The sequence below is a fragment of the Embleya sp. NBC_00888 genome, assembly GCF_045207655.1.
Lineage (GTDB): Bacteria > Actinomycetota > Actinomycetes > Streptomycetales > Streptomycetaceae > Embleya.
Map to the genome: position 1 here is coordinate 6,748,126 of NZ_CP108784.1, position 21,413 is coordinate 6,769,538.

Here is a 21,413-nt window from a genome sequence, read left to right on the forward strand (position 1 = left end):
TGCCCCGAGTAGTGGGGGGCACCGCCTCATTCCTCGTCACACCACGCGGTGACGGTGACGGTCAGGCCGGGGTCGTCACGATCGCGGCCGCGGCTCGGGAGGAGTCCCTGGCGCGGAAGGCGACCAGGCGGCGGTCGGCGGAGATCGCGGTGCTGGGCGGGACCAGGGCGAAGGCCATGACGAGCTCGTTTTGATCGGGCTCCATGGTCGGGTACATCAGCAGGCAACCGCGTCGGGGTGCGGCGAGGCCGTCCGCGACGGGGTCACCGATGGAGGGATCGGTGCCCACGATTCGCCGGGCGGCATAGCGGTGCGGCGGGAAGCTCACCTGGGTGAATCGTTTGCCTTCGCGGCGACGACGGCTCACCACATCGAGTGGGCCGAACCCGTGCAGGGTCACCGGATCCAGGTTGGGTGTCTGCAATTGGGGGGCGATCACGACCCAGTCCTCGATCTTCGCGGCGATCTCCGGATTCTCCAGGTAGGCGAGATCGGGGCGGAACTGACCGGGCTCCGACCAGCGCAACTCACGGAGCACCGACAGCAGTCGGCCGTGTCCGAGCCGCCCGATGTAGGTGGGGAAGCGGAGCAGTCGATCCTCCACCGGGTAGGCGAGTTCGGTGCGTTCCAGCGCCAGTGCCGCGATCACCGGCTCGAACCGCTCGACGTTGTGCCGCAAGTCGACCTGCTTGGTGGGGTAGGCCGAACGCTCCACCCACAACCCCGGCGAACGGGTCTCCACCAGCTCGGCGTTGAACATCTTGTTGCGCGCCGTCGGCTTGAGCCACGGCAGCCGCTGGGTGACCAGCGGCGGGATCTGTGCCGGGGTCACCTGCGGTGCCCCGTCGACGAGTTCGGCGTACAGCCGGAGCTGGTCGCGGAACTCCTCCTCGTCCCGGCAGATCGCCTCGAACGCCTCGTACAGGTCGCCGTTGCTCCCGCCCTCGTCCCGGCCGATGTAAAGCCGAACCAGGTCGCGGTAGTTCTTCCGGAAGCCGAACCAGCGCCCCATCTGCATGAGCGTGTCGGCGGCGAGCGTCTTGCGGCGGTAGTAGGACACGGTCAGGCCCTCGATGGTGAAGCCGCGCGAGAGCTTGGCGCCGCCGACCAGGATCCGCCAGACCTTCTGCCGGTCGAAGTCGGCGGTGCGCTGCTCGATCTCCTTGTCACCGTTGATCACCACGACCGGGCTGCCGATCGAGTCCTCGATCCGCATCGCGGCGATGCCGATGTACGGCGCGATGTCGGCGTAGGAGCCCGGGATCGCCGCACCCGCCGCGTGTGCCTCGCTGACCGGCCGCACGTCCTGCTCGTAGAGCTGCCGCAGCCGCGCCTGCGCGCCGGAGCCCAGGTAGCCCGCGCGCCGCCAGATCGCGTTGATCGCCGCGGCCTGGTCCCGGTGTACGTGCGTCTTCACCGACTCGTGCACGAGCATGGTGTGGTGCCGGAAGTGGTCGGCGCCCAGGCCGTGGTCCTCCCGGAACAGCTTGATCGCGCCGGTCAGCACGAACATGTCGATCGCCGTGCCCAGGTCCGTGTCGTCGTCATCGTGCAGCGGCCGGACCGAGCGCACGTGGGCGAGGCCGGCCGAGTTGGCCACCGTGCGCTCGTCCGCCGGAATCGTGGAGTCGATGTCGTGGAAGTCGGCGACGCCCATATAGCCGTCCGGACGGTCCAGCGAGATCACGAAGTCCTTGGGGAAGATGTCCTCGGCGTCGGCGGGGTCGATGAACACGTTCGCGAACGGGGTCGCCGTGTAGCCGATGTACTGGGCGCGCGGCAACATTCCGAGCAGTTCCGAGATGATCCCGTTGATCGCGGTGCGCTGGACCTGGTCCTGTGTCCACTTCCTGGGATCGGAGGTGTTCACCGAGGCCTGGTCGGACTCGTCGTCGATGATCAAAGTCGGGATCTCGCCGCGTTCGGTCTTGATCCGACCGAGGTCCTTGACCAGCTTCTTGAGGACCGAAGCGTTCTTCTTGACCACCATCAGCCGGGCCGAGCTGCGGTGCAGGTTCTCCGGCGCGTACAGCGGGGTGAAGCGGTCGGCCTTCTCGAACTCCAGCGCGCTGAGTCCCTGGCGCAGCGCCTGGTAGTCGTCCTGATGCCGGGTCAGCCGGACGATGTCGAAGCCGCCCAGCCGGGACGGCAGCGCGCCGTGGCGCAGGAATCCGCCGTCCAGCCGGTCCCGGTCGTCCAGGTAGTCGTAGTCGCGGAACGTGAGGGTGCCCGAATCCGGGTCCTGGCCGTAGTAGATGTTCTCGACGCCGACCAGCTCCATGTCCAGTCGGCGCTGGGTCTGCGCGCGCAGCGCCTCGATGGTGCCGGTGAGCACGATCACCAGGCGATAGCCGGCATCGATGGCCTTCGCGATGACGCCGGTGAAGTTGGCGGTCTTGCCGCTCTGTACGTAGCCGACCACCAAGCCCTTGGACTGGTAGGGCTGTTCGCAGGTGGGGTCGGCCAACCGTTCGACCACACGGGTGGTGTTGCGATCGAGTGCGGTCACCGACTCGGGGGCCCACCTCTTGTCCAAGAGCGCCTCCCGGTAGGCGTTCCAGTAGTGGCTGTGGTGTCGGGCCACCTCCTCGGTGTACCAGGGATCCCAGCCGTCCTCGGAGATCACCACCGCGCCGGACCCGCGGGCGAACGGCGCTCGCCGGTCCAGCAGATCACGGGTCGCGACGGCCAGGCCGAGTGCTTCGTACGTCGCGGCCCGGCGTTGCTCGGTGTTCGGCGGGGTGGCTCCGTCGGCGAAGTCCCAACGACTGAGCCGGTCCCGCCACAGGATGAGCAGCGCGTCGTCGGGGTGCGCGTGGTGCAGACGCCGGCGCAGCGCCGATTCGCCGAGATCGGGGAGCGGACCACCATGGTCTTCGGCCTGGTAGGCGAGCGCCTTGAACAGGTTCTTGGGCCCGGCGGCCATCCCGCCGAAGGCCGCCCGGTGCAGCGCCAGGAGCGCGAGGTCTTCGGTCACCGGGGTTCGTCCTTCGGGGAGTTCGGCTCGGAGAGATCCGACGCGACGTCGGGCGGGAGGGTGCGCGCCGGGTCGACGATGTGGTCCAGCCCGTCGGGAGACGGCGCGATCGAGGGAATCAGGTCGGCGACGTCGATGCGGTAGTCGACGTCGACGATGCGCACCACCAAGGACTCGGGCAGCGGCGCGAGGATGCTCCCGGTCAGCCGAGGGAAGCCCGCGTCGACGGGGAACGCCAGTGGCGCGCCACTGGGTGCCCAGCGATGCTCGCGCGGGATCGCGTGCTCGTTTCCGGTGACCAGCTTCAGCCGGGTGTCGAAATCGTCCAGGGCCCCGGGGGCTTGCACGCGCAGCGTCGAGCGGATGCCCTCGATCAGGCCGAGCACCGTTCGTCCGGCGTCGCTCTCGTCGAGCACGTGCGAGACGAACCACAGCGGTCGGTCCGGGTGCGGCGTGAGCTGGTTCAGGCCGTGGATCGTGTGCACCCGGGGCGGTCCGGCGACGGTCTTGACCTCGATGTCGTAGGGGCCGACGGTGAAGTCGTGGTCGGTGCACGTGGGGTGTTGCCACGCGTCGATGGCCGCGTGCCACCCTCTGGCCGTCGACAGCCCGACCAGCGTGAGGAGTTCGCCGAACAGGCCGATCTCCGCCTCCAGCGACATCCGCCGCCCCGGAGCCAACAGCCGGCGCCACGCCAGCACCGTGGTCTGCACCGCCACGACCGGCGCCGTGCCCTCCTCCTGGATGCGATTCGCGATCTCGCAACACACGATGTGGAACTCGCGGAGCAGGTCGACACGTTCGATGAAGACCTGGAGGAACTGCTCGCCCCCGTCCAGGACGCACACCGCCCGGATGCCCTGCATGCCCAGCCGAGGCGCCTTGCTGCCGAGTGCGACCGGGATGCGCAGCGCCGGTCGCAGGCCGCCCGCCTCCAGGCGCCAGAACAGCGGTGGGTCGCCCTCGATCGGGATCAGCATCGGCATGCGGCTGTCGAGATGGTCGCGCAGCGCGTCGCAACTCAGGTGCCTGCTGCGGTGGCCCGCGCTCACGAGGTGCCCTCGGCCTCGTACTTCGCGGTCTCGCTCTTGACCGCGGTCAACAGCAGCGACTGCCACAGGTCCAGGTTGTCCTTGACCCGGGGACCCATCCGCTCACCCGTGAACGCCTCGTTCATCAGCAGGTACAGCAGCGTCTTGAGCACCGGCACGTCGTTGAGGCCGGCGCGTCGGCCGCCGAGCAGCGCGGCGCGGAACTGCTTGTTCAGCGACAGCCGGCGCTCCTCCCGGTCGATCGCGAAGAACACGTCCCCGCCGAGCGGCACCCAGCGCACCTCGATCGGCTCCTCGCCGGGCACGAACGGGAGTTCCTCCTCGATCGCGGTGCGCAACTCCGGGGCGAAGCCCTTGCCGGGCGGCAGCACGGCCTTGCGCTCGCGGGTGGTGGTGCGGGCCTGCCGGTACGCCCCCTCGGCGTCCTTCAGGTAGTCCAGGAAGCCGCGCCCGTCCTGGTCGGTCGCGCGTTCGACCGCGTCGACGAAGCCCGGGATCGGCTGGAGTTCGGCCTTCTTGACGGTGAGTCCGAACGCGTGTTCCGAGTCGGCCGGCAGGTCGAACGCGATCCGGGCCAGGGACAGATGTTGCTCGCCCTGACGCAGGCCGTGCCAGCCGCCGGCCTGGACCAGCCGGTCGTTGCGGTACGCGTACAGCCCCTGGCGGACCAGGATGCCGCCGGGGAGGCGGAACTGTTCGGCGTTCGAGCGCGGCGTCCACACGTGCGCGGTCAGCTCAAGTGGCCCCACCCCGTCCAGCGTGGTGGTGAACACGCGTGGATAGCCCGGCAGTCCGGAGATCGGGTAGTCGAACGGGTCCACCGCCTGCACCGACCAGGTCATCGGCGGCGTCGCGTCGTCGAGGCCGGAGACCGCGATGGTGATCCGGATCCGGCCGTCGGCGAGGAAACGATGCAGGTGTAGGCCGAGGTGGTCGGCCAGCGACCGCATGGTCTTGGTGAGATAGATGTCGGTCTGCCCGGCGTCGCCGCGCGCGGGGAAGTCGCGGACGCCGTCCCAGCGCACCGCCGTGCCGTTCCACACCACGTACTCGTCGTACAGATCCAGGAAGCGCTTGGCGAACTCGAGCTCGACGATGTCGCACTGGAAGCTCTCCTGAGCGTGTTCGGTCCGCCAGCGGCGGCCGACCGTACCGGCCCGCTTGGCCCGGCTGATCACGGTGACGCTGTCGGCGTGGCTGAAGGACGCGGCCTTGAGGCCCATGCCGAACATGCCGAGCGCTTGTTCGCCGTACGCGCGCCGCTTGCCCACGGTCATCGCGGTATCCAACTCGGACTCGGTCATCCCGCGCCCGTTGTCCACGACGACCAGCGAGGTCAACAGGTCGCCGCTGCGCTGGAAGTGCACGACGACATCGGAGGCGCCGGCGTCGATCGAGTTGTCCACCAGGTCGGCCACCGCCTCCTCGAAGCGGTAGCCCTGACTGGCGAGTCCCTTGATGTACCCGGGATCCGGAGGCAGGTGCTTGCTGCCGCTCGTAGGTACGTCGAAACGCCAGTCGTCCATGCCCACCCCTGGATCCCACACCCTCGGTGCGCGCAGTCACGCGCCCGCCCCCACTTGCGCCGGTCCGACCGTAGCGGTTGGCCCGGCAACCCAAAAGCGGAACGGCGGACTCGTGACTTCCGCAGCGCTCGATCACGCCGGGGGAACAGGGGAGGGGAACGGGGAGGGCAGGAATCGGGAGGGTGGGGGAACGGGAGGGTGGGGAGCGGGGTTACAGACCCCGGCGCAGCCGCGGGCGGGCGAAGTCGGCCCACTGGGCCGGGAACTCGGCCTCGACCCGCCGGGCCAGCGCGATCTCCTGGCCGTACAGCAGGCCCCACGTGAAGGAGCTCTCGCCCGCGCCGTGTGCCGCGATGGCCAGCCGACGCAGCGCCTTGCGGGTCTGCACGCTGTCCTGGTGCGTGCCGAGCAGGCTCTGCAGCCCCTTGGCTCGTTTGGTGAGCCGTTTGGCGGGCTTGCCCAGTGCCGGGCGGGTGGCCTCGCCGGCGTAGCGGACCCGTTTCGCGGCCTTGCGCACCTCGTGCAGTGCGGTGTCGCGGGCCCGGCCGGTGGGCGAGCGCAGCGCGACCCGGGCACGCCGGGAGATCCGCCGATCGCTGCGGAGCAGGGCCGCCGTGACCGGGCGGCGGGCCGGTTGGCTTGCCTTGACCGTGAACGGTGGCCTCGCGATCAGGGCGTCCAGTGCGTCCAGCAGGGCGAAGTAGCGGGCGCCGTCGAGTTCGGCGAGGACGCGGACCCGGGCCTCGGTACGCCCACGCGCGTCCCAGGCGGTCAAGCGGGCCTCGACCGGACCGAGCACCGCCTCGGCGGGCAGCGCGGCGATCCGCTCGCGCAGTCGCTCGGCGAGCACCTCCTGATCCCGAACCCGACCCAACTCCGCCGCGAGCCACTTGAGTTCCGCGCCCAGGATCCCGGTCACCCGCTCGTCCAGCACCCGCGCGAAGACCCGGAACGCGCTGCGCAGCCGCCGGGTGGCGACCCGCATCCTGTGCACCGAATCCGGCTCGTCGAGGCGGACCAGGGGGTCGTACGCGAGCAGCGTGTCGACCTGTTCCCGAACGTAGTCCAGCGCCACCGCGCCGGCGCTGTCCGCGCGCGGCTTCGCGACCCGGCGTTCCGGCCGCAGACCCGCCTCGGCCAGCGCGTGCCCGAGCTTGGAGGGGGCCGCCGAGCGGCGCCAACCGCCCTTGGCCAGTCGCCGGTCCAGCGCGTCCAACAACGCGGGCTCGCCGTCCACCAGTTCGACCTCGACCTCGGACCAGGACGTGCTGCCGGGCCTCGGCCCGACGAACACGTCGGCGGTCACCGCGTCGCGCGCGATCTCGGCGAGCGTGGGCCCGCCCGCACGGGCGACGCGCACCTCGCGCACGGTCCGCAAGCGCACCACCGGAACCGGCTCGGTCCCGCGCGTGTACGCCCGGATGCGCACCGCGAGTTCGGCCGGCAGCACCCGCTCGGACGCGCCGAGCGGCACCCGTACCTCGTCCCGCGTGTCCACCCCGGCGGGCAACTTCAGATGCCACCCGGCATCCGCGCCGCCGGTCCGCCGCCGCAGCGTGATCCCGCGCGCGGCCAGCGCCAGGCCGGGCGTGTCGAAGTACATCGCGTCCAGCTCGACGGTCTCGCCGACCTCGACCCGCACCCCGTCCGGCATCCCGGCGAAGTCCGGCACGCCCACCCCGTCCGGCGCGACATACTTGCGCTCGACCTCACGCACGACTTCTGCCATGGCACGCACCTGCTTCCTCGGGGCGTCGCGAGGGTCTCGACCCGGGTGGGCGAGGGATCCTCGGGGGCGGATGGTCGACAGGTCCCGGACCGGAGTTCGCCGACCGGGCTCGCGGATACCTGTGCCCGATTCCGCCGGCCCGACACGGGTGATCGGCGCGGGTTCAGTCCTCGAACGTCCAGGCGAACATGACGTGGTCGGACTCGGTGTCGGCGGCGGCGGAGCGGTAGGTCGCGACGGCGGCCTCGTTTTCGCGGTCGGTGAGCACCCACATGCCGTAGCAGCCGCGTTTGCGGGCCAACTCGGCCAGGGCCTCGGTGAGTGCGCGGCCGATGCCGTGGCGCTGGTGGTCGTCGGCGACGGCCAGTTCGTACAGGAACATCTCGGTGCCCTTGTCCGGGTGCGTCGTCTCGACGCCGGTGACCATCCCGACCGGGGTGGCGCCCACGTAGGCCAGCAGGATGTGATGCCCCGCCTCGCCCAGGAAGCGGGCCGCCCAGTCCGGGCGTACCGGGTCGTCGAAGAGGTCCCCGGCCGCGATCACGTCCGCCACCGTCGTCACACGCCGAATAGTCGCCACATTCGTATCCACGACGACATTCAACGAGATTCGGACCCGTTCCAGAAGCCGTGACAGGCAATGGACATCCCATGGTTGGGGCGGAGAGAGGGTGACTTCAGGAGGAATGGCACGGTTTGACGCGGGTCGGCTTTGCCCGCCTACTCGCCGGACGACTTCCCGGACGATTCCCCTGGCGACTTCCCCGGCGATTCGGCGGACGACTTCCCGGACGGCCTCCCGGACGACCTTCCGGCCGACTTCCCGGCGAACGACAGCGCGCGGCGTACATCGCGGCCGGCCTGGCGGGACTGGGCCCAGACGGTGCGCGAGATCGCGCCGATCGGGCCGAGCGTCGCGCGCCAACCGTCGGCGATCGCGCGAGTGGTGGGGGCCACCACCGCCGTCCTCGCCCACACCAGCGGTCGCCCGATCAGTACCCGCACCGCCCGAGCGCTCGCGCCGACCAGGAGCGCCGTCCGCCGCCCGATCCACAACGCCGGTCGTACCGCCGCGAAGCGCAGTCCTCGGCCGGCCGCCCGGGCAAGCAGCACCGTCTCCCGGCCGGCCCGGCGCACGGGCAGCACGATCAGGAAGCGCAGCGCCCGACCGATCATCCGGGCGAGCAGCACGGACCCGCGGCCGGCCCAGCGCGCCGGCGGCACGACCAGGACGTACAGCACCCGGCCGAGGGCGCGGAGGAGGCGGACGACCCGGCGCCAGGCCCAGACCACCGATCGTGCGACGACCACCTCGAAGACGATTCCGATGCCGCGCCCGACGGCGGCGATCCCGCGTCCGACGAGCCGCAGCACGTGCAGCGTGCCTCGACCGGCCCAGCGGATCGGGACGACGAGGCCGAGGTACGACACGCGTCCGATGAACCGGGCGCCCAGGACCAGGCCGCGCCCGAGCAGGTCGGCTCCGGCGACCAGTCCGCGCCACACCCACCCGACCGGCGTCAGTACGACGTGCCGGAGCAGGAAGCCGACACCCCGCCCGAGCACGACCAGACCACGTCGGCCGACGCGCGCGCCGGCCAGTACGCCGCGCGACAGCCACTTCAGCGGCACGATCAGGACGTAGTACAACCACCGCCCGAGGCCGCGCCCGGCCACCCGGCCGGCGCGCCAACCCCACCGGGCGGGCAGTACGAGAAGGACGTACCCGACGCGCCCGATCGCGGCGCCCGGCAGGCGGAGGGCACGGATCAGCAACCGGACCACCGCGACCAGCCCGGGACCCAGCGGACGCAGCAGTGCGGTCCGGGCCCAGCGCAGCGGCACCACGATCGCGTACCGAACGAACAGCCGCAGCCCGCGCCACAGCAGGTCGACGGCCGGCCACCGCAGCCCTCGACCCACCGCGAACACACCGGCCCGCACGCCCTTCGCGAGCGGGACCAGGATCAGGCCCCACACCCAGGTGTGGAGCCCGCGCCCGACGGCCACGATCGCGCGCACCATCGGGATCAGGAGCCAGTTCCGAACTCCTGCGTTGACGGCGCGCCCGAGCGCTGCCAGAAACCGGCCGGCCGGGTACAGGGCCCGGTCCCGGGCACCTCGGCCGACGACCTTGAGCAGTTCCCACACCAGCCGGGTCGGCAACAGCACGAGCACCGCGACGATCCGGATCGGCCAGCGGATCAGGTCGTAGATCAGGCCGGTCGGCTCCGCGGGGGAACCGGTCGGCTTCGTCGCGGTCGCGGTCGCGGTCGCCGACGCAGGCGTCGGCACAGGCGCCGGCGTAGCCGCGGACGCGGCTACGGGTGCTTGTCGCGCGAGCGAAAGGTCCTTGCGTAGATCAACCGGAACCAAACCATCCGGTCGTTCGCCGTCGCGATCGGTGTCCCCCATGTGTGTCCCCCCGAGGTGGCCCGGCTCCCCGCCGGATCCTGCCTCCTTGGGACACCGCGACCGGCGCATCCTCACGCTCCGTGCGCGAGGAATTTTCGAACGTGGGAGGAGATGTAGAGCCTGCGAGACCCGGCGGCCCCGGTCCGCGCGCCGCCGAGGCGGCGCGCGGACCGGGGCCGCAACCGCGGGTCAGACCTCCAACCGCGCCGGTCCGGCCGCCGCCACGCCGTCCTTCGAACCCACCTCCGTCTCGGTAACCGCCTTCGCGTCCCCGTTCGAAGCCTCGTCCGAAGTCCCGTCCACGTCCCCACCCGAAGCCCCGGCCGCCGCGCGCCGCAGCAGCAGCCCGACCGCCCCGACCACCACCGCGATCGCGATCAAATAGCCGAAGGTGCCCTGGAACGCGGGCACCACGGCGTGGCTCTCGGTGCGGTTCTGCAGGACCAGCGCGGCGATCGCGATGCCGAGCGTGCCGCCGATCTGGTTGCTGAGGTAGACGGCCGCCGTCGCGCTGGGCACCGATTCCGGGGCCACCGAGCCGAACACGGAGGACATCGCGGGCGCGCCGACGAAGCCCAGGCCCGCACCGGTCACCAGCGAATAGCCCACCAGGATCACGGTGTTGGTGCCGGCGTCGGCGGTACTGAAGCCCAGGATGCCCAGCGCGGCCAGCACGCCGCCGAACGGGATCAGCGCGCGGGCACCGATCTTGTCGAAGAGTTGCCCTGCGATCGGCATGCCGATCCACACGCCGACTCCCTGCGGTACCAGCAGCAGGCCCGCGGCCATCACGCCCCGGTCGCGCGCGACCTGGTAGTACAGCGGGATCAGGAACAGCAGGGAGAACAACAGGATTCCGGTCAGGAACACCGCGCCGATGCCGCCCGCGAAGCCGCGGATCCGGAACAGCCGGACGTCGATCAGCGGGTGCTCGGCACGCAGCGCGTGCAGTACGTAGCCGACGATCAGCGCCGCGCCCGCGATCAGTGCCGCGATCACCTGCGGCGCGCCGAAGCCGCTGTCGCCGGCGGCCTGGGAGAGGCCGTAGACGACCGCCGCGAACCCCGGGCACAGCAGCGCGATGCCGCGCGCGTCCAACGGCGGCGGCTCGCCCTCGCGCGGCGGATCGGCCGGGATCTGCCGGTAGGCCAGTGCCAGCGCGAGCACGCCGATCGGCAGGTTGATGATGAACATCCAGCGCCAGTTGGCGTGTTCGAGCAGTACGCCGCCGAGCACCGGACCCAGGATCGGGCCCAGGGTGACCACGGCGCCGACGATGCCGATCATCTTTCCGGCCCGCTTGGGGCCGGCCGCCAGGGCGAGCATGGTCAGCAGGGTGGGCTCCAGCGCGCCGACGCCGATGCCCTGGAGCACCCGGAAGGCGATCAGGCTCTCCGCGTTCCAGGCGATCGCGGACAGCGCCGAACCGGCGAGGAAGACGGTCAGCCCGGTCAGCCATACGGTCTTGCCGCCGTAGCGGGCGGCGGCCCAGCCGGCCAGCGGCACGGTCGCGGCGAGGGCCAACAGGTAGCCGGTGGCCACCCATTCGATGGTCTTGAGGGGTGCGTCGAAGCGGTCGCCGAGGGTCTCGATGCCGACGTTGACGATCGTGGTGTCCAGGATGCCCATCACGCCGCCGAGCAGCATCACCAGCATCAGGCGCAGGAGTGGCCCGTCGATCTTGGTCTCGGGGTCGGGGGGTGCGGTGGCCATGAACGCCTCCAAGTTACCGATGAGATCAGTTAACTAAACTCGCGAGTAAAAATTAACAGCACGTCTGGTAACGTCGCAACATGGTCGAGGGAACGAAGAGGTCGACGACGCGAACGACCGGCGGTACGGCGACGCGGGCCGGCGGGGCGGCCCGCACGAGCGCGGAAACGGCGCAGCCCGAGGCGGCCGAACCGGCGCCGCCGGCCGCGCACGCCACCACGCGCGGGCGGATCGACAAGCGCCGGGCGATCCTGGCCGCCGCCGAGGCGGTGTTCACCCGTGAGGGCTACACGCTGGCCGGGATCGACGCGATCGCGGCCGAGGCGGGCGTGTCCAAGCCGACCATCTACAACCACCTCGGCGGCAAGGAGAACCTCTTCCGCACCGTCGTGGTGGAGGCCGCGATCGAGTCCAGCGGCCGGATCCTGGCCGCCTTGGAGGCGTTTCCCACCGACGCCGAGGACCTGCATCCGCGGCTGACCGCCATCGCCCACCGCGTCGTGCAGTGTCAGGCCGGCGAGAAGGGCTGGGCACTCCAGCGGCTGGTGTACGCCGAGGCCGCGCGCTTCCCGGACCTGTACGACACCATCCGCGAGGGCGGCACGGTACGGATCATCGACGCGTTGGCGGGCCGACTGGCCCGGCTCGCGCACGGCGGACACCTGGACATCGACGACCCGGTCACCGCCGCGAACCAGTTCCTGGCGCTGATCTCCGGGGACCTGCCCACGCTCACCGCGCTGGGCACCCGGCCGGTGGACGACGCGGCCCTGGACCGCGCGGTCACCGCCGGGGTGACCACGTTCCTGCGCGCGTTCGAGCCGCGCGCGGGCGCCGCCCCGGTCACGACGCGCCCCCGGCGCTGAGCACCCGACCCTCGCGCGCCGCCGGATCCCTCGGTGCGACGAGCGGGTCGTCCTCGGCCGCCGTCACCGGGCGCGGTACGGCCGCGAGCAACTCGCGGGTGTAGGGCGCCTGCGGCCGGGTGAACACCCGCTCGGCGTCGCCGCTCTCCACCACCCGGCCGTCCTTCATCACCAGGATGCGATCGCTGACGTGCCGGATCACCCCCAGGTCGTGCGAGATGAACAGCAGCGCCAGGCCCAACTCGGACCGCAGATCGGCGAGCAGGTCGAGGATCTGGGCCTGGATGGACACATCCAGCGCGGACACCGGCTCGTCGCACACGATCAACTCCGGTGAGGGCGCCAACGCCCGTGCGATGGCCACGCGTTGCCGTTGACCGCCGGACATCTCGCGCGGCCGGCGGTCCAACAGGTCCGTGGACAGGCCGACCAGTGCCAGGAGTTCGGCCACCCGGGCGCGATGCGCGGCGCGGGTGGGTCGCAGCCGGCCGCCCGGGAGTCCCGCGGCGGCGACCGCCTCGCCCAGGATCCGGGCGACCGGGTAGCGGGGGTCGAACGAGCCGAGCGGGTCCTGCTGTACTGCCTGGATCCGCCCGCGCGAGGCACGCCGCGCGGACTCGGGCAGCTCGCTCCACGGCGCGTTGCGAAAGCGCACGGATCCCGTGTCGGGCCGTTCCCAGCCCAGTACGATCCGCGCGGCCGTGGTCTTGCCGGACCCGGACTCGCCCACCACGCCCAGCGTCTCGCCCGCCCGCAGCTCGAACGACACGTCCCGGACCGCGTCGTGCCGGGTCCCGTCCGGCGCGCGGAAACGTTTGCCGATCCCGGCCACCTCCAACAACACCTCGCCCACGGGCGGCGCGGCCGACACCGCCGGCCGGGTCGGGCCCACCGGCGCGGACAGGCGGGTCCCCTTCGCGTGCACCGACGGCACCGCCGCGAGCAGCGCCCGGGTGTAGGAGTGCTCCGGCTCGGACAAGACCCGTGCGGCCGGCCCCTGTTCGACGACCTCGCCCGCGTACATCACCGCGATGCGGTCGGCCATCCGGGCCACCGCGGCCAGGTCGTGGCTGATCAGCAGTACGGCCGTGCCCTGTTCCTTGAGCCGGCCCAGCAGGCCGAGCACCTGGGCCTGCACCGTGACGTCGAGCGCGGTGGTCGGCTCGTCCGCGAGGAGCAGTTCGGGGCCACCGGCCAGCGCGGAGGCGATCAGGCCGCGCTGGCGCAGCCCGCCGGAGAGCTGGTGCGGGTACTGCCGGGCCCGGCGGGCGGGGTCCGGGATGCCGACGTCGCCCAGGAGTTCGAGCGTGCGGGCGCCGACTCGATCGCGGGGCACCACGGCGTGGGTGCGCAGCGTCTCGGCGACCTCCGCGCCGACCGTGCGCAGCGGGTCGAGCGAGACCAGCGCGTCCTGGAGGACCAGGCCGATCCGCCGGCCCCGGATCGTTCGCCAGCGCGACTCGGACAGCCGGCTCAGGTCGGTACCGGCGAAGTCGAGGCGCCGGGCGCTCACCCGGGCACCGCCGCCGGTGAGCCCGACCAGGGTGCGCGCGGTGACGCTCTTGCCGGACCCGGATTCGCCGACCACGGCCAGGCATTCGCCGCGGGCCAGGGTGAACGACACGTCGCGCACCACGGGTTCGCGGCCGGGGAAGGCGACGTCGAGTCCGTCCACGACGAGCAGCGGTTCGGTCGCGGGGGTGGTGGTCATCGGGGGATCCCTCCGGCGAATCGGGTACGGGCATGCCGGCCGGCCACGTTCACCGCGATCACCGCGCAGGTGACCGCAGCCCCGGGGAACACCCCGATCCACCACGCGGTCTCCAGGAAGCCGCGCCCCTCGGAGAGCATCGCGCCCCACTCGGGCGAGGGCGGCTGAGCACCCAGGCCCAGGAAGCTGAGCCCGGACGCGTAGATCAGCGACGTGCCGAAGCCGACCGTGCCCAGCACCAGGAGCGGCCCGATCGCGTTGGGCAACACGTGCCGCACGATCAGCACGGGTCGGCGCAGGCCCAGGCCCGCCGCCGCCTCGACGTAGCCCGAGCGGCGCACCACCAGGGCCTCGGCGCGCACCAGACGCGCGTAACCGGGCATTGCCGCGATCGCCACCGCGACCATCACGTCCACCGTGCCCCGGCCGAGCAGGGTGACCACGAACAGCGCGAGCAGCAGTTCGGGCAGCGACAACATGATGTCGGCCAGGCGCATGCCCACCTGATCGGCGGCCCGCCCGCCCAGCGCCGAGAGCAGTCCCCAGACGGTCCCGCCGACCAGTGCGAACACGGTGGCCCCCAGACCCAGCAGGAGCGAGGGGCGGGCGCCGTGCAGGACCCGGGCGAACACGTCGCGGCCGAGTTGGTCGGTGCCGAACCAGTGCTCCGCGCTCGGTCCCTGAAGGGCGGCGAGCGGATCGGTGTCGATCGGCGAGGTGCCGGTGAACAGCCCGGGCGCGAGGCCGATCAACGCGAACAGCAGCAGAACGGCGAGCGCCACCACGACGCTCGGCCGCGGCGTGCCGGCGCACCGGATCCGCACCCGCCGTTTGCCGGCCGCCAGTGTCTGGCTCATCCGCTCAGCCTTTCCGCAGCCGTGGGTCGATGACGGCGTAGAGCACGTCGGTGAGTTGCGAGATCAGCACGAACACCAGGGCGGCGAGCAGCACGACACCCATCACCACCGGCATGTCCTTGGTGTTCACCGATTGCAGGGTCAGCGCGCCGATCCCGGGCCGGGCGAAGACCTTCTCGACCAGCACCGTGCCGCCGAGCAGGGTTCCGGTCAGCCAGCCGGACAGGGTCAGCAGCGGAATCGCCGCGTGCCGGAAGGCGTGCCGGACCCGGACCGCGGTCGCGCTCAGCCCGCGCGCCCGCGCGGTGACCACGAACGGCTCGCCCAGTGCCTTGTCCAGGCTCTCCCGGAGCACCTGCGCGAGCACCCCCGCGATCGGCAGGGCGAGCGTCACGGCGGGCAGCACCAGCGTCTGCACGCCCTCGGTGCCGGCCACCGGGAACCACTGCAACCGGAACGAGAACACCGTCAGCAGCACGATGCCCAGCCAGAACGAGGGCGTGGACACCGCGACCAACTCCCACGCGCCCAGCGCCGACCGCAGCGCGGACCGCCGCCCGGCGGTGGCCAGCGCCGACACCACGGCGATCACCACGGCCAACACAAGTGCGGACAGCGCCAGTTCGAAGGTCGAGCCGAACTGCTCGCCGATCAGCGCGGACACCGGTTGCTGGAGCTGATAGGACTCGCCCAGCCGGCCGTGCAGCAACTCCCACAGATAGTGCAGGTATTGGCTGACCAGCGGATCGTTAAAGCCGTAGTCGGCGCGGATCTGCGCGCGCACGGCCGGGGAGGCGGTGGTCTGCGGGCCCAGCAGCGTGGCCACCGGATCGCCCGGCAGTAGCTTGAGCCCGGCGAACGCCAGCGTCGCGGCGCCGAGCAGGACCGTCGCGATCGCCACCAGGCGCCCGCCGACCGCGCGCAACACGCGCGGCAGGCGGGCGGTGGGGGCGGCCGAGGCCGCGGCGGAGGTCATCGCCGCGAGGTCCACACGTCGTGGAACAGCGGCCACGCGTTCGGGTCCAACCGCAGCCCGTTGATCTGCTTGCCGGTCGCGAACAAGGTGGTGGCCGAGTAGAGCGGGACCACCGCGGCGTGTTCGATCACCCAGCCCTGGGTCTTGGCGTAGAGCTGATCGCGGGTGGGCCGATCCAGGGTGGCCGCCGCGGCGTTGGTCCATTCGTCGATCTGCGGGTTGCTCAGCCAGGCCGCGTTCTGCCCGCCGGTGCTGGGCAGGTTCGCCGAGTTGAAGTACAGCCGCAGCACGTCCGGTTCGAACCGGGCCCAACTCATGTCGAGCAGGTCGTACTTGCCCGCGTAGGCGTTCGTGGTGAACGCGCCCAGGTCCAGGGCCGGGCGCTGGACCTCCACACCGATCTTCTTCAGGTCCGACTGCACGGCCTGGGCCAGGATGTCGCGCTGCTCACGCACGGCGGCGGGCGCGGTCGGCCACTGCACGGTCAACCGCTTGCCGTCCCGGGTCCGGTAGCCGTCCCCGTCGCGCGCGCTCCACCCGGCCTCGTCCAGCAAGCGGCCCGCGAGCGCCGGGTCGTAGGGCCAGGTGTTCTCCAACGACTTGTCGTAGGCCGGCGTGGCCGGTCCCAGCGGGCCCCACGCGCGCCGGTACTGGTCGAAGTAGATCGATTGGATGTTCGGTCCGATGTTGATCCCGCGCTGCACCGCCTTGCGTACCCGCTCGTCGTCGAACGGCGCCCGCGTGGTGTTCAGGAACAGGCTGTACACCGCGCCCGCGAAGTCGTGCCGCACCACGCGCACGTCCGCGCGCGCCTCCAGGCTCTTGACGTTGATCGGCGGGATCGATCCGGCGATGTCCACCTGACCGCCGGCGAACGCGCCCACCCGGACCGAGTCCTCGGGCAGGAAGCGGAAGGTGAGCTTGTCCAGGTAGGCGGCGCCCTGGTGCTTGGATCCGGCCGGCGCCCAGTTGTACGCCGGGTTGTTCTCCAGCGTCAGGCTCTGCGCCTTGGTGTGCGCGGCGAACTTGAACGGGCCGGTGCCCACCAACTGGGCCCCGCCCGCGCACAGTTTGTCGCCTGCCGCGGCCAACGCCTGTGGCGAGTAGAAGCCGAGGTAGGCGGTGCTCGCGGCCTGGAGGAAGGGTGCGAACGGCTTGCCGAAGGTGACCTTGACGGTCGCCGGGTCGAGCACCTCGGCGCCGGTGTAGGGGCCCAGCAGGCTCGCCGCGTACTGCGACTTGGTGGTCTTGGCCGCGATGCGGTCGAAGTTGACCTTGACCGCGTTCGCGTCGAACGCGGTGCCGTCGGTGAACTTCACGTCGGTGCGCAGCTTGAACGTGTAGCTGGTCAGGTCCGGCGCGACCTCCCAGGAAGTGGCCAGCCAGGGCTGGAAGTTGCCCTGCTCGTCCTCGGAGACCAGCGAGTCGAAGACATTGCGCTGGATCGAGGCGGTGATGTCCTGGGGGCTGACGTGGATGTCGAAGCAGGTCGGCTCGGTGTTGATCGCCACCGTCGCGGATCCGCCCTTGACCGGCGGACCCGCGTCCTGCTCCGCCGCCGCCTTGTCGGTCTTGGTGTTCGCGGTACAGGCGGACAGGACCAACGCGGCGGCGAGTGCCGCACCGACGATTCCGGGTAGACGTGGTCGGAATACGCGCATGGTCGAGTCCTGTCGAGAGTCGGGGGATCGTGCGAAGAGGCGCAGGGCGGAGCGACCGCCGCCGGCACACCAGGACGCTAGTGGCGCCGCCGCGACCCCCAGCACCCCTAACGGACCCCTACCGACCCTTGCGGGTGCGGGGACGGAAACGGGTGCGATCGGGAGTCCGGCGTGACTTGTCCGATGGTGCGTCATTTGTACGCCTCGCCCGTGTCATAAGGGGGCGAACGGCGTGTCCGGGTGTCGGCTTTCTTTCGCGATGCCTTCGTGTTGACGCGACGCGGGCGGATTTCTAGACTGCCGTTCAGCTATGAAGCGAAAGTCCGGATCACCGACTCGGAGCTTTACTACTTCTTCTTCGGAGATGGCCGTGCAGGGGACCCGTGGTGCGAGCGCTTCGCGACTCGCCCTGGTGTCCCGCCTCGACGTCGACCTCGCGCGCATGTCCAGCGGGCTGTGTCGTCGAGTCCTTCGTCGCAGGGATCGCTCGTCGGGTTGATGCCCGCGCCGCCCGGCAGGTGACGGGCGGACGTCGTACCCGTACATCCGAGTACCCGTACATCCGACCAGGACCGGGTCGATCCCTCTCCGTTTCCGAGGTCCCCTCGGGCCCATCGACGTGCCCGACGGCTCCGGCACCCCGGACTCCGAAACAACGCGTGCCGCCGGCGTTCGAGGCGTGGATATCCTGCCTCGTTTCGGCCCGGGCGTGGTACGGGCGTGCGGAAATATTAATTCAGCGTCAATAGCGAATTCAACATGCGGAAACGCAGAGATTTCCGCCGGGGGAGTGGCACGTGTTTTTCGTGGGTCGAACCGAGGAACTCAGCCGACTGGATACCGCCCGGGCCCGCTGCGCGACCGGCGTCGGCGGCGTGATCACCGTCTGCGGGCCCGTGGCGGTCGGCAAGACCGCACTCCTGCACGCGTTCAGTGATCGGCCCGCGTCCGACGACGCGCTCTTCCTGCGCGCCGTGGGCACCCCGATGGAACAGGACTTCCCGCTCGGCGTGGTGCGCCAACTGGTCCTGGCGGCGCCGCCGGCCGACGTGGACGCGAGCCGGATCGACCGGCTCCTGGACGACGGCGCGTACACCGCCGCGTTCGGCGGCACCGACGCGCCGACCCCGACCACGGTGCGCGCCGTGCACGAACTCGGCGCGGTGCTCCTGACGTTGGCGCAGACCCGGCCCGTCGTGATCGTGGTGGACGACATCCAGCACGCCGACCCGGTGTCGCTCCAGTTCCTGGCCCACCTGATCCGGCGGATCCGCGGCGCGTCGATCCTGGTGCTGCTCGGCGAGCGCGATCACGCCGCCGCGCCCTCGGCCGCGTTCGCCGCGTTCTCGGCGGAGGTCGAACGCCAGCCGCACCACCAGCGGGTCCGCCTGGGCCTGCTCGGCCGCGCCTCGGTCACCGAGCTGCTGGCCCACTTGCTGGGGCCGGCCGCGGCCGCTCGGCTGTCCGCCGACGTGCTCGAACTCAGCGGCGGGAACCCGCTGTTGATCCGTGCCTTACTGGAGGACACGGGCCCCGGCGCCCGCTCGGACTCCTCCCGCCGCCCACTGCGGCCCACCGTCGCGGACGCGTACTGCCGGGCCGTGGTCGGCTGCCTGTACCGGCTCGACCCGGCCACCGTGGACGTCGCACGCGGACTGGCCCTGCTCGGCGAATCGGAGACCACCGAAGGTCTGGCCGAACTGCTCGAACTCGAACCGGCCACGGCCACCCGCGCGGCCCGCACCCTCAACGACGCGGGACTGGTGGCCTGCGGTCGATTCCGCGACGACCGGGCCCGCCTGGCGGTGTTGGACACCATGACCCGCCCGGAACGCGAGCGCGGGCATGGCCGGGCGGCCACGCTGCTGCACATCGACGGCGCCCCCTCCGAGTCGGTCGCCAAACACCTGGCCGGCGCCGGGGAGTTCCGGGCGCCGTGGGCGGTGCGCACGCTGCGCGAGGCGGCCGAGGCGGTGGTCGCCGAGGGTGATCTGCGGTTGGCCGTCGACTACCTCAAGCTGGCCGAGCGGATCGCTCCGGACGAGTGCACCCGGGTGTCCATCAAGGCGTTCCTGATCGGCCTGGAGTGGCTGGTCAACCCGGCAGCCGCCGCACGACACGTGCCGTGGCTGGCCACCGCGGTCCGCGACGGCCGACTCACCGGCCGGGACGCGCTGGTGTGCGTGCGCTATCTGGCCTGGTACGGCCGACTCGACGAGGCCAAGGCCGTGGTGGAGGCCGGCCGGCGCTCCTGCGCGCCCGGCGAGGCGGCCGAGTGGGCCACCGCCGCCGAGGTCCGCGCCGCCCGGGTCTGGCTCAAGTACTGGTACCCCGCCGTGGACGCGGGAGTATCCGAGCCCGAGGTGTCCCCGCTGCCCGCGACCATCGGCCGGATCGAGGGCCTGGACCTGCTCACCGCCGTGCTGGCCGGGCGGTTGAGCGGCGACCAGGTGTGCGATCGCGCCGAGCGCATCCTGCGCGGCTCGCGGCTGGACGACGGCACGATGGAATCGCTCACCTCCACGCTGACCGCGCTGGTGTACGCCGATCGGGCCGCCGAGGCACAGGAGTGGTGCGCCACGCTGATCGACCAGGCGGCGGCGCGGCGCAGCCCGATCGCGCACGCGCTGATGGCCGCCGTGTTCGGCGAGATCGCGGTCCGCCAGGGTGACCTGCTCGGTGCCGAGGAGAGTGCGAAGACCGCGCTGACCCGGATCGTGCCCGAGGGCTGGGGCGTCGCGGTGGGTGTCCCGCTCGCCGCGCGGATCACCGCCGCGGTCGCCCGCGGTGACCACGAGCAGGCCGCCCGGCATCTGGAACTCCCGGTGCCGGGCGCGATGTTCCACACCCCGGCGGGGCTGCACTACCTGCACGCGTGCGGGCGGTACAACCTGGCCACCGGCCGCCCGGACGCGGCCCTGCACGACTTCATGTCGTGCGGCGAGCTGATGATGGCGTGGCGGATCGACCTGCCCGGGTTGGTGCCGTGGCGGGTCGAGGCGGCCCGCGCGCACGTGCGCCTGGGCGATCACGACGCGGCCCGCGAGTTGCTCGCGGAGCAGTTCGACCGGCTGTCGGACGAGCCTTCGCGTACCCGGGGGTTGGCCCTGGGCGTGCAGGCGGAGGTGGTCGAACTGCGCCGCAGACCCGCCCTGCTGTGGGAGTCGATCCGCGAACTCCAGGCCTGCGGCGACCGCTTCGAGTTGTCCCTGGCGTTCGCCGGACTCGGCAACGCCTACCGCGAACTGGGCGACTTCGGACGGGCCCGGCGCGCCGCGCGGCGGGCGCAACAGTTGTCCGAGGCGTGCCAGGGCGAGCCGCCGCGCCCGCTGCCGCGCACCGAGCGGCTGGCCGCGGTGCCCGATCGGGACGGCGCGATACCGCACGTGCCGCAGCCGGCGCCGATCCGGGAACCCGCCCGGATCGGTGAGGCGGGCCGGATCGGCGAGGCCGGGCGGGTCGCCGAGTCGGGGCGCGTCGTCGAGGCGGGCCGGGCCCGCGCCTCGGAGCCCACCCCGATGGTCGGCGCGTCCGCCGGCGTGGACGAACAGCCCGGCGCGGGCCTGAGCGACGCCGAGCGCCGGGTCGCCGCGCTGGCCGCGCAGGGGCAGACCAACCGGGAGATCTCGCGCCGGCTGTTCATCACGGTCAGCACCGTCGAACAGCATCTGACCAGGGTCTATCGCAAGCTCGGGGTGGCCCGCCGACTGGATCTGCCGCCGTGGTTGGAAGAGGAGATCGCGGGCTGAACGGCCCCTGACCGGGGGTGGGACCGGGGACGCCGCGCGAGTCGGGCGGCGCCCCCGGAAGACCCGGTCGGGGGCCGTTTCGCGAGTCCTGTGCACGACTGCTCCCCTATGGGGTCGGTAGGGGATCGACAGGGGTTATTCGGGTGGGGTCCACCGGACGAATCTTGAGACCGTTCGGCGC

13 protein-coding genes are annotated in these 21,413 nt (G+C 71.8%); 2 read left to right on the forward strand and 11 right to left on the reverse strand.

The genetic code is table 11. From position 1 onward, the window contains the following. Window positions 1–61: 61 nt before the first annotated feature. From OG948_RS28815 to OG948_RS28845, 7 genes are all read right to left on the reverse strand, one after another. The gene (locus OG948_RS28815; protein WP_406299238.1) at window positions 62–2,977 is read right to left on the reverse strand and encodes a Z1 domain-containing protein; all 2,916 of its coding nucleotides are present in this window, start codon (window positions 2,975–2,977) and stop codon (window positions 62–64) included. Next, window positions 2,974–4,029, reverse strand: coding sequence for a PD-(D/E)XK motif protein (locus OG948_RS28820; protein ID WP_406299239.1), 1,056 nt, complete (start codon window positions 4,027–4,029; stop codon window positions 2,974–2,976). The genes OG948_RS28815 and OG948_RS28820 overlap by 4 nt, the downstream gene beginning before the upstream one ends. Continuing rightward, window positions 4,026–5,555 carry an ATP-binding protein gene (locus OG948_RS28825; protein ID WP_406299240.1) on the reverse strand — a complete coding sequence of 510 codons (1,530 nt, stop codon included), beginning with the start codon at window positions 5,553–5,555 and terminating at the stop codon, window positions 4,026–4,028. Before OG948_RS28825 ends, OG948_RS28820 begins: the two co-directional genes overlap by 4 nt. Window positions 5,556–5,766: 211 nt before the next feature. After that, the gene (locus OG948_RS28830; RefSeq protein ID WP_406299241.1) at window positions 5,767–7,284 is read right to left on the reverse strand and encodes a CHAD domain-containing protein; all 1,518 of its coding nucleotides are present in this window, start codon (window positions 7,282–7,284) and stop codon (window positions 5,767–5,769) included. Window positions 7,285–7,447: 163 nt separating this feature from the next. Then, complete coding sequence (locus OG948_RS28835; RefSeq protein ID WP_406299242.1) at window positions 7,448–7,846, reverse strand: GNAT family N-acetyltransferase; 399 nt, start codon at window positions 7,844–7,846, stop codon at window positions 7,448–7,450. 158 nt (window positions 7,847–8,004) lie between these two features. Continuing rightward, on the reverse strand, window positions 8,005–9,579 hold the full coding sequence (locus OG948_RS28840) for a hypothetical protein (protein ID WP_406299243.1): 1,575 nt from the start codon (window positions 9,577–9,579) through the stop codon (window positions 8,005–8,007). A 309-nt stretch (window positions 9,580–9,888) separates the two neighbouring features. After that, entirely contained in the window at window positions 9,889–11,412 is a 1,524-nt protein-coding gene (locus OG948_RS28845; RefSeq protein ID WP_406299244.1) for an MDR family MFS transporter, read from the reverse strand. Between the two features lie 80 nt (window positions 11,413–11,492). Between OG948_RS28845 and OG948_RS28850 the strand changes: the two genes are divergently transcribed. Continuing rightward, window positions 11,493–12,278 carry a TetR/AcrR family transcriptional regulator gene (locus OG948_RS28850; RefSeq protein WP_406299245.1) on the forward strand — a complete coding sequence of 262 codons (786 nt, stop codon included), beginning with the start codon at window positions 11,493–11,495 and terminating at the stop codon, window positions 12,276–12,278. Here OG948_RS28850 and OG948_RS28855 read toward each other — a convergent pair. Genes OG948_RS28855 through OG948_RS28870 form a run of 4 tightly spaced genes read right to left on the reverse strand, consistent with a single transcriptional unit; the run spans window position 12,256 to window position 17,483 of the window. Then, window positions 12,256–13,989 (reverse strand): dipeptide ABC transporter ATP-binding protein, encoded by a 1,734-nt coding sequence (locus OG948_RS28855; RefSeq protein WP_406299246.1) that lies wholly within the window; start codon window positions 13,987–13,989, stop codon window positions 12,256–12,258. The genes OG948_RS28850 and OG948_RS28855 overlap by 23 nt on opposite strands. Next, window positions 13,986–14,846 (reverse strand): ABC transporter permease, encoded by an 861-nt coding sequence (locus OG948_RS28860; protein WP_406299247.1) that lies wholly within the window; start codon window positions 14,844–14,846, stop codon window positions 13,986–13,988. Before OG948_RS28860 ends, OG948_RS28855 begins: the two co-directional genes overlap by 4 nt. A 4-nt stretch (window positions 14,847–14,850) precedes the next feature. Next, complete coding sequence (locus tag OG948_RS28865) at window positions 14,851–15,822, reverse strand: ABC transporter permease (RefSeq protein ID WP_406299248.1); 972 nt, start codon at window positions 15,820–15,822, stop codon at window positions 14,851–14,853. Next, the gene (locus OG948_RS28870; protein WP_406299249.1) at window positions 15,819–17,483 is read right to left on the reverse strand and encodes an ABC transporter substrate-binding protein; all 1,665 of its coding nucleotides are present in this window, start codon (window positions 17,481–17,483) and stop codon (window positions 15,819–15,821) included. The genes OG948_RS28865 and OG948_RS28870 overlap by 4 nt, the downstream gene beginning before the upstream one ends. Window positions 17,484–18,280: 797 nt before the next feature. Between OG948_RS28870 and OG948_RS28875 the strand changes: the two genes are divergently transcribed. Continuing rightward, entirely contained in the window at window positions 18,281–21,232 is a 2,952-nt protein-coding gene (locus OG948_RS28875) for an AAA family ATPase (protein ID WP_406299250.1), read from the forward strand. Window positions 21,233–21,413: the final 181 nt, after the last annotated feature.